The 14451-nt window shown below is 56.5% G+C and carries 12 protein-coding genes; 8 read left to right on the top strand and 4 right to left on the bottom strand.

Annotated elements, in window-relative coordinates; translation table 11 throughout:
- Positions 1 to 240 precede the first annotated feature (240 nt).
- Positions 241 to 1875 (top strand): response regulator, encoded by a 1635-nt coding sequence (locus tag ACIQT8_RS13425; protein ID WP_400966371.1) that lies wholly within the window; start codon positions 241 to 243, stop codon positions 1873 to 1875.
- Between the two features lie 133 nt (positions 1876 to 2008).
- Complete coding sequence (locus ACIQT8_RS13420; RefSeq protein WP_262524656.1) at positions 2009 to 3361, top strand: bifunctional diguanylate cyclase/phosphodiesterase; 1353 nt, start codon at positions 2009 to 2011, stop codon at positions 3359 to 3361.
- 113 nt (positions 3362 to 3474) lie between these two features.
- Here ACIQT8_RS13420 and ACIQT8_RS13415 read toward each other — a convergent pair whose 3' ends face one another.
- Genes ACIQT8_RS13415 through ACIQT8_RS13400 form a run of 4 tightly spaced genes read right to left on the bottom strand, consistent with a single transcriptional unit; the run spans position 3475 to position 6686 of the window.
- Entirely contained in the window at positions 3475 to 4362 is an 888-nt protein-coding gene (locus ACIQT8_RS13415; protein ID WP_400965952.1) for an SMP-30/gluconolactonase/LRE family protein, read from the bottom strand.
- Between the two features lie 4 nt (positions 4363 to 4366).
- Positions 4367 to 4996, bottom strand: coding sequence for a 2-dehydro-3-deoxy-6-phosphogalactonate aldolase (locus ACIQT8_RS13410; protein WP_400965949.1), 630 nt, complete (start codon positions 4994 to 4996; stop codon positions 4367 to 4369).
- Between the two features lie 11 nt (positions 4997 to 5007).
- Positions 5008 to 5922, bottom strand: coding sequence for a 2-dehydro-3-deoxygalactonokinase (locus ACIQT8_RS13405; protein ID WP_262524662.1), 915 nt, complete (start codon positions 5920 to 5922; stop codon positions 5008 to 5010).
- Entirely contained in the window at positions 5922 to 6686 is a 765-nt protein-coding gene (locus tag ACIQT8_RS13400) for an SDR family NAD(P)-dependent oxidoreductase (protein ID WP_400965945.1), read from the bottom strand. The genes ACIQT8_RS13405 and ACIQT8_RS13400 overlap by 1 nt, the downstream gene beginning before the upstream one ends.
- Positions 6687 to 6803: 117 nt before the next feature.
- Between ACIQT8_RS13400 and ACIQT8_RS13395 the strand changes: the two genes are divergently transcribed.
- The 6 genes from ACIQT8_RS13395 to ACIQT8_RS13370 all read left to right on the top strand — a co-directional run bounded on the left by ACIQT8_RS13395 (position 6804) and on the right by ACIQT8_RS13370 (position 14341).
- Entirely contained in the window at positions 6804 to 7631 is an 828-nt protein-coding gene (locus ACIQT8_RS13395; protein ID WP_400965942.1) for an IclR family transcriptional regulator, read from the top strand.
- A gap of 168 nt (positions 7632 to 7799) precedes the next feature.
- On the top strand, positions 7800 to 8540 hold the full coding sequence (locus ACIQT8_RS13390; protein WP_400965939.1) for an autoinducer binding domain-containing protein: 741 nt from the start codon (positions 7800 to 7802) through the stop codon (positions 8538 to 8540).
- A gap of 78 nt (positions 8541 to 8618) precedes the next feature.
- Positions 8619 to 9842 carry a CmpA/NrtA family ABC transporter substrate-binding protein gene (locus ACIQT8_RS13385; protein WP_400965936.1) on the top strand — a complete coding sequence of 408 codons (1224 nt, stop codon included), beginning with the start codon at positions 8619 to 8621 and terminating at the stop codon, positions 9840 to 9842.
- A gap of 111 nt (positions 9843 to 9953) precedes the next feature.
- Positions 9954 to 11087: an Mrp/NBP35 family ATP-binding protein gene (locus ACIQT8_RS13380; RefSeq protein WP_400965933.1), complete on the top strand. Its 1134-nt coding sequence runs from the start codon at positions 9954 to 9956 to the stop codon at positions 11085 to 11087.
- Between the two features lie 341 nt (positions 11088 to 11428).
- Entirely contained in the window at positions 11429 to 12406 is a 978-nt protein-coding gene (locus tag ACIQT8_RS13375; RefSeq protein ID WP_400965930.1) for a magnesium transporter CorA family protein, read from the top strand.
- 15 nt (positions 12407 to 12421) lie between these two features.
- Complete coding sequence (locus tag ACIQT8_RS13370; RefSeq protein WP_262524676.1) at positions 12422 to 14341, top strand: potassium transporter Kup; 1920 nt, start codon at positions 12422 to 12424, stop codon at positions 14339 to 14341.
- Positions 14342 to 14451: the final 110 nt, after the last annotated feature.

Below are 14451 nucleotides of genomic sequence, written 5' to 3'. Positions count from 1 at the left end.
CTGGCGTTATGGTCGGCCGACTTGAAATGAACGCGCGAATGAGGTCTTCCTTACTGGAAGGTGCGACGGCGAAACGGGTAGCCGTCATCTTTTCCTCAAGACTGCTTCAAGCGGCAAACCCTGATGTTTCTTTGTCCGGAATCTCATGATTCCAACAGATGCATAAGCCTGAATGAGAAAACAGGTGGGGGTTTACTGGTGAGCGATTTGGCGCCTTCCGGCGCGGGCATTTATACAGCGATGCTTGATGCTCTTTGCGACGCGCTTGGCGCGGCGGTTGTCGTCTATGACGGCAATGATCGCATCGTTTTTGCCAGTCGCAAGATTCTGTCGATTTTTCCTCTTCGCGAGGAAGCAATTTCTCACGGCGCCCGCCTGCGCGATTATCTCGGCGCTCTCTACGATTGTTGCCTCGAAGACACCGGAAATCCGACGGTAATGACCGGACGGCTCGCGCGCGAGGAATGGATTGGCGAGCGTCTGGCGCTGCACTGGCGCGAAAGGTCTGAAAAGACGGAGCGACACAAGGGTGAACGCTGGCTGCGTTTCGTCATGAACAGGCTGCCATCAGGCCTCGGCATCAGTGTTGTCGCGGATATTTCCGAACAGAAAAAACGTGAAGAGCAGTGGCGACTTGACCTTGAACGGGCGCAATTGGTTGAGGATATTCTCGACAATCTGCCGTTCTCGATCATCGTCAAAGACCGCAACGCCGCTTATGTCGCCGTCAACAAGGCAGCTTGTGCTTTGCTTGAAACCAACGCCGAAACCATCCTCGGGCGCACGGTTTTCGATCTCCATTCCCGCAATCTTGCCGAACGGATCGACATTGCGGATCGACAGGTTATCGACAACGGCACATCAACTGTCCTGCCAGAGCGAGTGACACGTCTCAACGGCGAGGAAATATTGGCGATCACCCGCAAACAGCGGGTAGGTCGGCTGGGGCGCTATTTTCTGGTCACGACGATGGAAGATATTACTGCGCTTGCCACAAGGGACGAGCACGGTACGCCCGTTATACCCACACTCGAACATCTCTCCTTTGTGACGTCCACCTTCGGGAAGGCCAGGGAAGAGATGAGGGCCTCCAACCTGGACCAAAGTGGCCTGAAAGGGAAAGCAGTTCTTCTCGTGACTGCCAATCCATCCTTTGCAAAGGTCGCCGGCCAAAAGCTCATCGATTACCAGGTTGAACACGCCGTCGTTACGAGCGAGGAAGAGCAACGCGACTTCATTGATATTGCCCGCTCTGCCGGTGTGACGATCGATATCGTTGTTGTTGACAATCAGATGAGTGTTGCGTGCCTCGATCATGCCGCCGCTGGGAACCTTCCCGTTCTCGCCATCGATGAAGATCAGATCGCCGCAACCTTGTTGCACAAGCTGATCTCGGCTTTGGAAACATCCGAGCGCAGCGCAGACGATGATAACGACCAGTGGGAAATTGTCACCGAGGAAACACCTGTGGTTCTCGAGCGCGGCGGTCCCGGCGATGTACTGCTTGTCGAAGACAACAAGGTCAATCAGATCGTCTTTTCCCAGATCCTTGAGGGACTGGGTCTTGGCTGGCGGCTTGCGACCTCCGGTGAGGAAGCGTTGCGGCTTTTTGCCGAACAACGTCCTTCCGTTGTGCTTCTCGACACCACGCTTGTGGATATAGACGGTTTTGAGGTCGCTCGTCGAATGCGGGGGCTGGAAGAGGAAGCGCCTGTTCCCATCGTTGGCGTCATTACCCACGCCTTTGACGGCGATCGGGACAAATGTCTGTCGGCGGGCATGGACGACATGCTGCTGAAACCTGTCAGCCCCGACATGGTAGAGGGCATTTTCCAGCGGATTTTTGGAAAGAGGGATGCGCGGGAGCGCGCCTGATCAATCCCGTGACTGATGATATTCAGCGCCGATGAGTGGTAGGTTTTGTCCATTACACCAATGGAGATATGGTTTTTTTAATACTTGCCCTGCATTGTGAGCGCGGTCGACAGGCGATTTACAGGGAAGAGGCATGAAACGGGCAGAACCGCACATGTTGCAGGTCAGCCAGAACGAGTTGCAAGCCATGGCGTATAGCGATCCGCTGACGGGGCTTGGCAACCGCTATCGCCTGCGTGACAAGGTTCGCATGCTCGCCAGCGAACGTTCCAGCGACCCCGCACCATTTACAGTTGGCATCGCCAACATCGACGGCTTCAAGCCGATCAACGATCTCTTCGGCGCACAAGCCGGCGACGAAATTCTCTGTCAGGTCGCACATCGCCTGAAAGCCTGCATTCCCGACGGCGCTGTTGTCACACGCCACGATGGCGATGAGTTTGCTTTCGTTCTGCCGTTGGTTTTCGAGCGAACCGGTGCCGAGCGCATCGGCAACATGATCAAGGACGTGCTGTCGGCGCCCTACGATCTGGGCGACCGCAATGTACGGCTTTCCTCGTCCTTCGGTTTTGCGATCTATCCCTTCGCCGGCAATGAATTCGAAGATCTTCTGAAAAGCGCCGAAACGGCGCTCTACCGTTCCAAGCGACGCGGTCGTGGCCAGATTACCGTCTATTCGCGCGAAATTGCGCAGGAGATGAAGCGGGCGACGCAGCTTGAGCAGGCGTTGAGAAACGCCATCATTGCCGATGCCATCGACGTCCATTTTCAGCCGATCGTCAGGCTTGAGGAAGCGAAAGTCGTCGGTTTCGAGGCGCTTGCCCGCTGGAATGATCCCGATCTCGGTTTCGTTTCGCCGGCTGTCTTCGTGCCGCTTGCCGAAGAGAGAGGGTTTATCGATGCGTTGTCGGAAACCTTGCTGAGAAAGGCTGCGGAAGCAGCACTGTTCTGGCCCCGCGAGTTGTTTCTGTCCTTCAACCTGTCATCAGCACAGTTGATGGACCCTGGCACTGCCGACAACATCCTGTCCATTCTGGCTCGGGTCGGCCTCGATCCGCACCGCGTCGAGTTGGAAATCACCGAAACGGCCGTGATGACATCGGCGGACACCGCCCAGCGGATCATCAGCGATTTGCAGGCCGCCGGTGTGCGCATCTCGCTCGATGATTTCGGTACAGGCCAGTCGAGCCTTGGGCGACTGCGTGATTTTACCTTTGACAAGGTGAAGATTGATCGGGCGTTCGTCTCCCGCATCAGCACCGATCGCCCCTCGGAGCACATCATCAAGGCGATTGTCGCCATGTGCGAAGGGCTTGATCTGGAAGTCGTGGCCGAAGGGATCGAGGAACGGGTGGAAGAGGAAAAGCTGCGTGCCCTCGGCTGCGCCATGGGGCAGGGATATTTCTACGGCCGGCCGGCCGATGCTGCCGCCACCCAGCGTTACCTCCACGAGAATTACCGCGAGATGTCGGCGGATATGCCCTGACGATGTCGATGGGCTGACCGCACAAGATCATGCGACGTCCCACAACGAAGCCCCGAAACGGTGCGAACCATTTCGGGGCTTTTCTGATAGTCCGACGTGACGATCAAACGTCGTCAAAGACGATAGGCCGGCTCAAAAGTGCCTTGGACGTTGATGCCCAGCTCAAAGGTCTGTCCATGCGATGGATTGGCTGCGATCGCCGCATCATCCAGATGTTCGCGCGCGGACGTGACGAGAAGACGCGATGCGTCGGGACCGATAAAGGCCGGGCAGGTTGTCTGTCCTGCCGGGACCATGTAGCGCTCCACGTGGTTTCCCTGCGGGTCGTAACGGTCCACGGCCCCGATGCCCCAACGTGCATTCCAGATATGGCCTTGCGCATCGCACACCGACCCATCGATACCCCCGGCTACGCCGGATGAATCGACGAATACCGTCGACGGGCCAACCGGCAGGCCGGTTTGAGGGTCAAGCGGCACCTTCATCAGTTTGTTGACTTTGGTGTCGGTGTAATATCCGGTTTCGCCGCCCGGCGAAAAGCAGATCGAATTGGGGATGCTGATCTCGGGAAACAGCTTCGTCACATGGCCTTTGGCGACGTGATAGATACTGCCCGCGCCGGTCTCCGCCGTTCTGCCCATAGTCCCGATCCATAGGGCACCGGACGGATGGACCCGCCCATCATTTGAGCGGTTGCCGGGAAGATCCGTTTCAAGTTCTGTATGAAGGGAAAGAACGCCGGTTGCAGTATCGCGAATGAACAGGCCATCGTCGGATGCGATGAGTTGCTTGTCATCGTTGATCTTCGCAAGTGCGCTTCCCATGAAGGGCAGGGCATGCACGGTTTTGCGACCGGACGCGAGGTGCAGTTCGTGCAGCTCGCGTTCGAGAATGTTGAACCACCAGGCTGTGCCCGTAACGGGATCATAGGTCGGTCCTTCGCCGAGCGTCAGCGCTGCATCATCAAGCACGGTTCCGGCGAAGGCGTGGGTCGTTGTCATCGCACTATCCTCCGATTGCGGCATCGTAAGCCGCAAGGGTCACGACCGCACGCTCACGGACCTCTGCTGCCGTCATGCCGGGCTTGTAAAGGCTGGTTCCGAGACCAAAGGCGGTGATGCCTGCACTGGTGTATTCGGAGAAGTTCTTGTCTGAAACGCCACCCACAGCGGCAATGACCAGATCCTTCGGCAAAATTGTGCGGATGGCATTGATGCCGGACGGACCAATAATGCTGGCCGGGAAGAATTTCAGACCCGTTGCGCCAACCTTGGCGGCAACGAGAGCTTCGGTCGGTGTCAGGACACCAGGCATCGTTACCATGCCCTTCACCCGGGCCGCGACGATGACATCAGGGTCTGCATTCGGGCTGACCATAAGTTTGCCGCCGGCCGCATCGAGTTGTTCAACTTCTTCGGTCGTCAGTACGGTGCCGGCACCGATCAGGCAGTCGGCCGGTGCCATTTTCGCGGCGATTTCAATGGAGCGGAACGGCTCGGGCGAATTCAGCGGAATTTCGATGGCACGAAAACCGGTTTCGATCAGGGCGCCGACGACGCCTTCCGTTTCCTCGGGCTTGAGGCCGCGTAGAATCGCGATCAACGGGTATTTGATGGAAGGAAAGGGGATACGCATGATAGTCGTCCTTATGCCCAGATGGCGTTTGCGGCGGCGAGCAATCCGCGCCGTACGGCCTCGTCTGCGTCGATGACCGTATAGGGAATGGAGAGCGCTCTGAAGGCGCCCTCGTAGAGAGCGGAAAGTGGCCCGGAACCGATCAAGACAACCGGCGTATCTTTCGAGGCGATGGCGTGCGCGCCGGAAATCTCGAGGCCGATCATGATGCCGGAGAGCTTGGCTTTTGCGTCCGTCGCCGAAAGTCCATGCAGCAGCTGGCCAGAGCGGAGGGTGAACAGGCGGTTGGTCGCCATCTGCGGGCGCTCGTAGATATCAGCCACCGCTGCCTTGAATGCCGCGTGGTCGCCGGTGAAGCTTTCCGCTTCCGCCAGTGCATGCGACAGGATCGTCTGCTTGGAGATGACGTCGAACAGCTCACCGGTCATGAAAGTTGCAAACCCCGTGACCTGTTCACCACTGACGGTTACCCACTTGGAATGCGTTCCGGGCATGCAGACCAGTTTTTCGCCTCCACCGGCCGAGGTCAGTGCACCCAGCAATTGGGTTTCTTCGCCACGAATGACATCGGGCGCGGTAGCTGCACGCTGGGCGAGACCCGGCAAAATGCGAACGTCACGTTCCTGCCCCGGTACACGCACTGCCCCATTCATCACCGAGGAAAGGGTGGCGGGCACGTCGATGTAGCCGGCTTCAACCCAGCCCTGGCGTGCGCCGGCCATGCCGCAGACGAGAACCGGAAGGCCTGCCGGGGCCTGAATGGCATCGAGATGGGTTTGCAGCACCTCCGCGAAGCCGGTACGCATGGCGGTCGTCATGCCTTCCGCGCTACGTCTTTCGGCAAGCACCTCGCCCGATCGGCTCATCAACCAGAGCCGGAAACTGGTTGTTCCCCAGTCGACGGCGATAAAAGCGGGTTCGGACATTATAAAAGGCCTCCGTCTACAATAATGGATTGCGCCGTGATGGCGCGTGATGTCGATGATGCGAGAAACAGGCACGGGCCCGCGAGATCGTCTGCAAGAAGCGTTCGCTTCAGACACTGACGTTGTGTCGTCGTGACAATGGAATCATCGGTAAGCCAGAGTTCCTTTTGCCGTTCGGTCACGATCATGCCCGGCAAGAGTGCATTGACGCGGATGTTTTCCGGCCCAAGTCGCCCGGCAAGGCTTTTTGTCAGTCCGATGATGCCGGCTTTTGCCGTTGCGTAGGAGGGCAGGTCTCCCATGTTGAGAAGGAAGGAGATCGATGAAAAATTGATGATCGAGGCTTCGCCGGCTTGTCGCAGAAAAGGCAGAGCAGCCTGAGTGACGAAGAACATCTGCTTCAGATTGACCGACTGGTTGTTGTCCCAATAGCTTTCCGTCACGGTGTCGATGTCGTGGCGGTCATCCCAGGCGGCATTGTTGACGAGTACCTTGATTCCGTCCGTCGCTCGGGCAGCGTCCTTCACCACGTCGCCAATCTCCGATGTTTTACGCAGATCGGCGTTGAAAAATCGCACGGGATTCCGGGTCGTTGCCGAAAGTCTCTCTGCAAGGGCTATGCTTGGCTCTTCGGCAATGTCTATGAATGATACTCTTGCACCTTGAACGGCAAAGGCCTCTACGAGCGCTGCGCCAATGCCTGAGCCGCCTCCCGTAATCAGGACGCCCTCGTCCTGGAGATCCGGAAACTTGGCTTCGATCATAATGTCGTCTCGTGGGGTTTGTGCTTGCTTGTTCCATTATTTGGAACTAGATTTTAATAAATGGAATTATTCTCTTGGCTTCGAATGGATGTCAAGGCAGATAACGGCGGATATATCATGGCCAATGGCGACAGGATGAGCGCCTCTTCGGACGTCAATTCCCGTGAGGACAGCACGACAGGCACATTGGGAAAGGCCATTTCTCTCTTGGAACTGGTCGCGATTGCTGAAAAGCCGATGCGTTTCACCGATATCGTCGAAGCGTCCGGTCAGCCGCGTGGGACGGTCCACCGCCAGTTGACGCATCTCGTTGCTGAGGGTTTGATCGAACAGTCTGCCGACCAGACCTATGCCGTTGGCTTGAGGCTTCTGCGATTTGCAGCGCGGGCATGGAGTGGAAACGATCTTCGCAGTGTCGCTACCTCTCATCTGACAGCCCTGCACGAAGCAACAGGAGAATCTGTTCATCTTGGCGTTCTGTACGGCGGGGAGGTCACCTATCTCGACAAGATCGAGGGGAAGCATGCCCTTCGAATGCATTCGCAGGTCGGCAATTCGTCTCCGGCCTATTGTACCGGAGTTGGCAAGGCAGCCTTGTCGCTCCTGTCCGATCTGGAAGTCAGGACTATTGCGGCAAATCTGAATTTCCATCGCTTTACGGAAAACACTCTTCTCGACGCCGAAGCACTTCTTGCTGAAATATCTGCAATCCGTAACACTGGGTTTGGTTTTGATCGACAGGAGCACGAAGTCGGCATTCACTGCGTCGCCGCGCCGATTAAGGCGACAGGGCGCAACTTTCAGGCGGCGGTGTCTGTGACGGGACCCGCCTACCGCATTAGCCTGGAACAATTGACGTTGTGGGGAACTCTTGTTGGCGAAACCGCCGAAAAAATAGCGCTGGAGCTACGTTACAGGCTGCCGCCTGTTGCGGGGTCCCATTGAAGACACGGGGAAGAACCGTTAGGCGGAAAGTTCTTCCTTTTGTGCATATATGATTAAATATTCAACTTTTGTTTGCATGAATCGTTTTGGTGAGTAAATTTCACAACAATCGCCATGCGAAATTTTAAACTTCGCTACGGCCTCTCCCATTTTCGAAGAATCGCTTTGATGCAGAATATGAAGACGACCGCCGTTCCGACGTTTGGTGTTGATTGCGTTCGAGAGATCGCAGGTCTCAACACGCAATTCGATATTTTCCGGTTTCTGAAACGCCTAACGGAGGCGTGGGAGTTCAAGGCCTTCATGGTTCTGGACCTGTCGGCGGAAATCACCAGCGAACTGTCGCAACACACCATCATCACAAGCTGGCCGGCAGAACTCCTGCAACGCTATGACGAGGAAGGGCTGTTGCAGGAGAGCAAGGTTATGGCGCACCTGCGCAAAACCACCACACCTTTTGACGTCTCCGTTGATTTCCTTTCCAAGGGAACGGATACAACCGCCAAGAAAACGCTTATCGGCCTCTTCGAGAGGTTCGAAATGGTCAACTCCGTCTGGTTTCCGGTGCACGACGTGACGGCATATCGGGGCGCGGTTTCCTTTTCGGGGAACAAAACTCCCTTGGGCCAGGGGCAGATTGCCGAACTCTTTTACATAGCAACGCATATATTCGCGCGTCTTTCGGAAATTCGGCGCCAGGATCTGCGTGTTCCCGAAACGTTGAGCGAAAGGGAAATCGACTGCCTGAATTGGACGGCGGCCGGCAAGACAAGCGCTGAAATCGCCGAGATCATGATGTTGTCGGAGCACACCATCAATCATTATCTGAACCGGGCGACGAAGAAACTCGACACCGTCAACCGCACGCAGGCAGTAGCAAAGGCTTTACGTGTTGGTCTGATAAAATAACGAAATCGCTATTTTATCATTGTGATAAACCCTTTCGTGGGCGATCCTCTTTTCGAATCACCGGAAAGGAGAAATCGTTTGCCGGAAAAGCGTAAGGTAAAAGCGGGATTTTCTCCTACCGTCGATTGCGCTGTGCTGGTCGTTGCTGCCGAAAAGGGTTTTGCTGCCGATGAAGGGGTGGCGCTGGAGCTTGTCCGCAAGAAAACTGCGCGCGCTGTCATCGGCGCGCTGAGCGAAAACGAAGTAGAGATTGCCCACCTGCCGGCGCCCGTTCCTGTTGGTTCCGCAGTCGGGCTCGATGATGTGCCTGATGGTGTCATCGGAATTTTTACGCTGGCCCTTGGTGGCTCGGCGATTACTGTTTCCCACGAATTCTATGATGAACTGTATCGCGAAGGGCTGAAACTGCCTGACCCTGCCGCGTTCGGCCGAGCCGTGGCGCGTGTCTGCGGTGCGCGCAGAGCATCCGGTGAAAATCCGCCCGTCTTTGCCATGGAGAGCATTGTCTCGACGCCTTTCTACGTGTTGCGATATCTTCTGGGGAGTTGTGGTGTCCTGCTCGGACGCGACATGGAAATTGTCGAAGCGGCGCCGGACGCGCTGCCGACATTGATCGAGGGTGGCAAAGTCGACGCCATTTACACGGCCGAGCCAGCGGGGAGCGCGGTTGTGCTGACGGGCGCGGGGCGGATCGTCACGACAGGAGCCCTTATCTGGCAAAATGCACCGGAAAAATTGCTGGCTACGAAGCGACAATGGGCAGATGAGAACGCGGATCTGCTGGAAGGATTGCTGCGGGCTCTCTATCGGGCCGGAGAATGGTGTACGAACCAGGCCAATATCGAAGAACTGGCCGGTATCCTCGCAGCGCCGCATTATCTGCAGACCAACGGCGAATTTCTGCTGCCTGCCTTGACGGGATACATCTCAACTTCCGTGCGTGATATGCAGCGGCATCCCGAATTCTTCGTCACAAGCGCAAAGGCCGCCAACTTTCCCTGGCAGAGCCAGGCACTGTGGTTCTTCAGTCAGATGTTGCGCTGGGGTGAGATTGCCGGGAACTTGCGCCACGATGCGAAAATTGTTGAAGCCGCGCAAAATGCTTACAGGCCGGACATCTACCGCAAGGCAATGAAGCCGCTTTTTGTGCCGGTGCCAGGTGCGAACCTCAAGCTCGAAGGCACGTTGAAACATCCCGTCTATGTCGGAGCATCGCGCACAGGTCTTGTGCTCGGCCCCGACCGTTTCTTCGACGGCCGTGTTTTCGACCCGGAAACGCTTGAGATGGACGACGAAATCTGAAAGCCGACAGATCATGGTGCTTTGACATTGTCGGAGCGCTTCGGCTTGTCTATGGGTGGCGTGAAGACGCATCCCGCGTTTCTGCGGATGACGCAGTGGAGTACGAAGCACATGGCAGAGGTCAGCAAGCATCAGGTCGAAAAAGCGCTGGAGGCAATCGTCTATCCCGGCAGCGGCAAAAGCATTGTGAGCCTTGGCATGGTGTCTGAGATATTCATTGCCGACGCGAAGGCTTATTTTTCGATCACGGTCCCGGCGGACAAGGCCTCGGAGATGGAGCCACTGAGGCTTGCGGCCGAACAGGCTGCAAAGAGCGTCCCCGGTATCTCTGGTGCGGTCGTCGCCCTGACTGCTGATCGCAAACCCGGTCAGCAACAGGCGGCCCGCCCGGCCGCCGCAGCTGGTCGCGCGCCTGCCCAGCCCCAGGCACCACGCGGTACGAAGGTCGGCGTTCCCGGTATCGGTGCCATCATCGCGGTCGCGTCGGGTAAGGGTGGCGTTGGCAAATCCACCACGGCAGTCAATCTGGCGCTCGGACTTCAGGCGATAGGCCTGCGTGTCGGCATTCTCGATGCCGACATCTATGGGCCGTCACTGCCCCGGCTTTTGAAAATTTCGGGTAGGCCCGAGCAACTTGAAGGCCGGATCATCGTTCCGATGGAAAATTACGGCCTCAAGGTCATGTCCATGGGGTTCCTCGTTGATGAGGAAGCGGCCATGATCTGGCGCGGCCCGATGGTGCAATCCGCCCTGATGCAGATGCTGCGCGAGGTTGCCTGGGGTGAGCTGGATGTTCTGGTCCTGGACATGCCGCCCGGCACGGGCGATGCGCAACTGACCATTGCCCAACAGGTTCCTCTGGCGGGTGCCGTGATCGTTTCGACCCCGCAGGATCTCGCCCTGATCGATGCGCGCAAGGGTATCACCATGTTCCGAAAGGTCGAGGTGCCGCTGCTCGGTATTGTCGAAAACATGAGTTACTTCATCGCTCCTGACACGGGTGCGCGCTACGATATTTTCGGTCACGGCGGTGCCAAGGCGGAAGCCGAACGCATCGGTGTGCCGTTCCTCGGAGAGGTGCCGCTGACCATCAGCATTCGAGAGATGTCGGATGCCGGCACGCCTGTTGTCGCTGCGGAGCCGAATGGTCCGCAGGCGCAGATTTATCGCGAAATCGCCGAAAAGGTTTGGGCGAGAATTGGTGCAGGAGAACGAAAAGCCGCGCCGAGAATAGTCTTCGAATAAGACAAAAGTCTATGTCGCGGCGTGCTGTTGCGACAATGGCTGTTTTAAATTATCCGGTTAAAACAGCCTGTTAAATGGACGTTGTTCGAAACTGATACGCCCGTCATAACGTTTATGCAGGGAGCTGCCGGCACGTTTGAAAAAATAGTGCTTGATTCCGTGTGGCATAGGGCGCATACGCCAGCGCCGTTTGGCTCATGGATCGTCTGAAGGCAGGCGAGACACAAAATCTGAAGCGTTGAATGTTTCTCTGAGTGAGACATTCCACGGTTTGCCGATAGCGAGTTGGATGTGTTAAGCAGCACTGCGGTCGTAGCGCGAACGCAGACCGGAGAAACGGATTGATAAAAGCCTATCGCGCCAATTGCGAGGCAATCGACCTGTCGCCAGACGATGGGATCGAACAGATTCCGACCGATATCGTGTGGATCGATCTCGTCAATCCTGACAGGGCGGAGGAGAAGCGTGTCGAAAGTCTGCTTGGCTTCGATCTGCCGACCCGTGAGGATCTCAAGGACATCGAGCCTTCCAGCCGACTTTACACGGAAGGCGGCAATGTCTTCATGACCGCCTCGCTGGTCTGGAAGGTCGATTCGGAAGATCCGCGCCTGACGGATGTCGCCTTCATCCTGGCTGGTGAACGTCTCGTCACGATCCGTTATGCCGAACCGAAATCCTTCAACCTGTTCATTTCCGCAATCACCCGCGTACCGCACGACATGCGCAGTAGAACCGCGCTCTTGTTGAAGCTGCTGGAAACCATTGTCGATCGCACGGCTGAAATTCTGGAAAACTCGGTGGTCGGTATCGACAACCTGGCTGCGGATATTCTCGGCAGCCAGTCGCGCAACAAGCGCAAGGCACCACGATATCTCGAAGATCGTCTCGCCAATATCGCATCCTATCACCGCCTGATCTCGAAGGTTCGTGACAGTCTGGCCTCGTTGGCGCGCATGCAGACGTTTCTGCACACGACGGTTCAGATTCAGAAGGACAAGGAAGCCAGGGAACTTGGCAAGTTGATCGTGCGCGATATCCAGTCGCTTTCGGAACACGCCTCCTTCATTTCCGGCAACCTGACGTTTCTGCTGGATGCGTCGCTCGGCATCATCAATGTCGAGCAGAATGCCATCATCAAGATTTTCTCCATCGCCTCGGTGGTCTTTTTACCGCCCACACTCGTGGCGTCGGTCTATGGTATGAACTTTGAGATCATGCCGGAGTTGAAATGGGCGATCGGTTATCCGGTTGCGCTGTTCATCATGGTGATGTCGGCAATCATTCCGTTTCTTTTTTTTCGTTGGAAGGGCTGGCTCTAACGGGTCAGGATCATCATGTCGCAAGTCTTCGACAAAGACTCTACCGAAAAACCCGAGGCGGGTGAGGACCATGCCAATAAGGGCCTCTATGCGGCCATTCTGGGCTCCATCGGCGTTGTTTATGGTGATATCGGAACAAGCCCGCTTTATGCCTTCCGTGAAGCGCTGCGCCCTATTTCCCATGACGGCGTGACCACCGACGAAGTCATTGGTCTCACCTCTCTGATGATCTGGGCTTTGACGATCATCGTGACGTTCAAATATATCAGCCTTCTTTTGCGCGCCGACAACGACGGTGAGGGTGGTACGCTCTCGCTCCTTGCCTTGTTGATGAAAACCGCAGGCACGCATCGTAGCGTCCTCATTTTTCTCGGCCTGATCGGCGCGGCGCTGTTTCTAGGCGACGCGATGATCACGCCAGCGCTTTCCGTGCTCTCTGCTGTTGAGGGCCTGAAGCTCGTTACGCCGGCCATGGATGAGTTCATCATCCCGATCTCTGTCGGCATTCTGATTGGTCTCTTTGCCATCCAGTCGCACGGTACGGGAACGGTCGCGAAATTCTTCGGTCCGATTACGGCAATCTGGTTCATCGTCATGGGTGGCATCGGTTTTGTTCACATCGCCGACGATTTCAATATTCTTTACGCATTCAACCCTTGGAACGCTGTCACGTTTTTGGCCAATGAGGGCTTTTACGGCATCGTCGTTCTGGGCGCGGTTTTCCTGACGATCACCGGTGCTGAAGCGCTTTATGCCGACCTCGGCCATTTTGGTCGCCGCCCCATTCAATGGGCGTGGTTCTGCCTGGTGTTTCCGGCTTTGACGCTGAATTATCTCGGTCAGGGTGCGCTGGTCCTCAAGGACCCGGCCGCAATGTCCAATCCGTTCTATCTGATGTTCCCTCAATGGGCGATTTTGCCGGCTGTCATTCTGGCGACGGCGGCGACGATCATCGCCAGCCAGGCGGTCATTACAGGCGCATTTTCTCTTGTTCGACAGGCCATCCATCTTGGCTATCTGCCGCGCATGGAAATTCTCTTCACCTCGGAAACCAATACAGGGCAGATTTATCTGCCGGCCGTGAATACGGTTCTGCTGTTTGGCGTCGTTGCCCTGGTTCTGACGTTCAAAAGCTCGGATGCACTTGCGACCGCTTACGGTATCTCCGTGACCGGCGCGATGGTCGTGACAAGCCTTATGTTCTTTGAGTTCGTTCGTAAGCGTTGGCAGTGGCCACTTTATCTCGCCGTCGGCGTGCTGGCGCCACTTCTCGCGCTTGAGCTCGTCTTCCTGGGTGCCAACCTCCTCAAGATTCACGATGGCGGTTACGTGCCAGTCCTGCTGGCGATTGCCTTTACGGTGATCATGACAACATGGCAGCGTGGTTCGAAAATCCTGTTTGCCAAGACCCGCCGCACCGATGTGCCGTTGAAGGCGTTCATTGCGTCGGTAGAGAAAGAAAGCGCCCACGCCCCCGTTCGGGTACCCGGCACAGCGATCTTCCTTACGGGCGATCCGGAAACCGCACCGGCTGCGTTGCTGCACAATCTCAAGCACAATCACGTTCTGCACGACAAGAACGTCATCCTGACAATCCGCACCGAGGACCAGCCGCGCGTTCATCCCGAAGACCGTTATACGTTGACGAAGATGAGCGAACGTTTCGTGGTGGTTGAACTGCATTTTGGCTTCATGGAAACGCAGAACGTCACCCAGGGTCTCGGTTATCTCAGGCGTACCGGCTACAAGTTCGACATCATGTCGACCTCGTTTTATCTCGGCCGTCGAAAGCTTGTGCCGGACCCGAAGTCAGGCATGCCGGGTTGGCAAAACCGCCTGTTCATTGCGCTTGCCGAAACGGCGGCCGACCCGTCGGATTACTTCCGACTTCCGGCCAACCGTGTTGTGGAACTGGGCTCTCACGTCGTCATCTGACTATTAGAAACTGGTTACACATTAACGTGAAGCCGTATCCGCCCCCGGCGTTAACCAACCATCAAGGTTAATAAGAGATTCTCGAACGCATGTAACAAGTGTGGTTGCCT

It is taken from the genome of Agrobacterium sp. NPDC090273 (assembly GCF_044772305.1).
Taxonomy (GTDB): Bacteria; Pseudomonadota; Alphaproteobacteria; order Rhizobiales; family Rhizobiaceae; genus Agrobacterium.
This window is presented reverse-complemented; position numbering and strand designations above follow the sequence as displayed.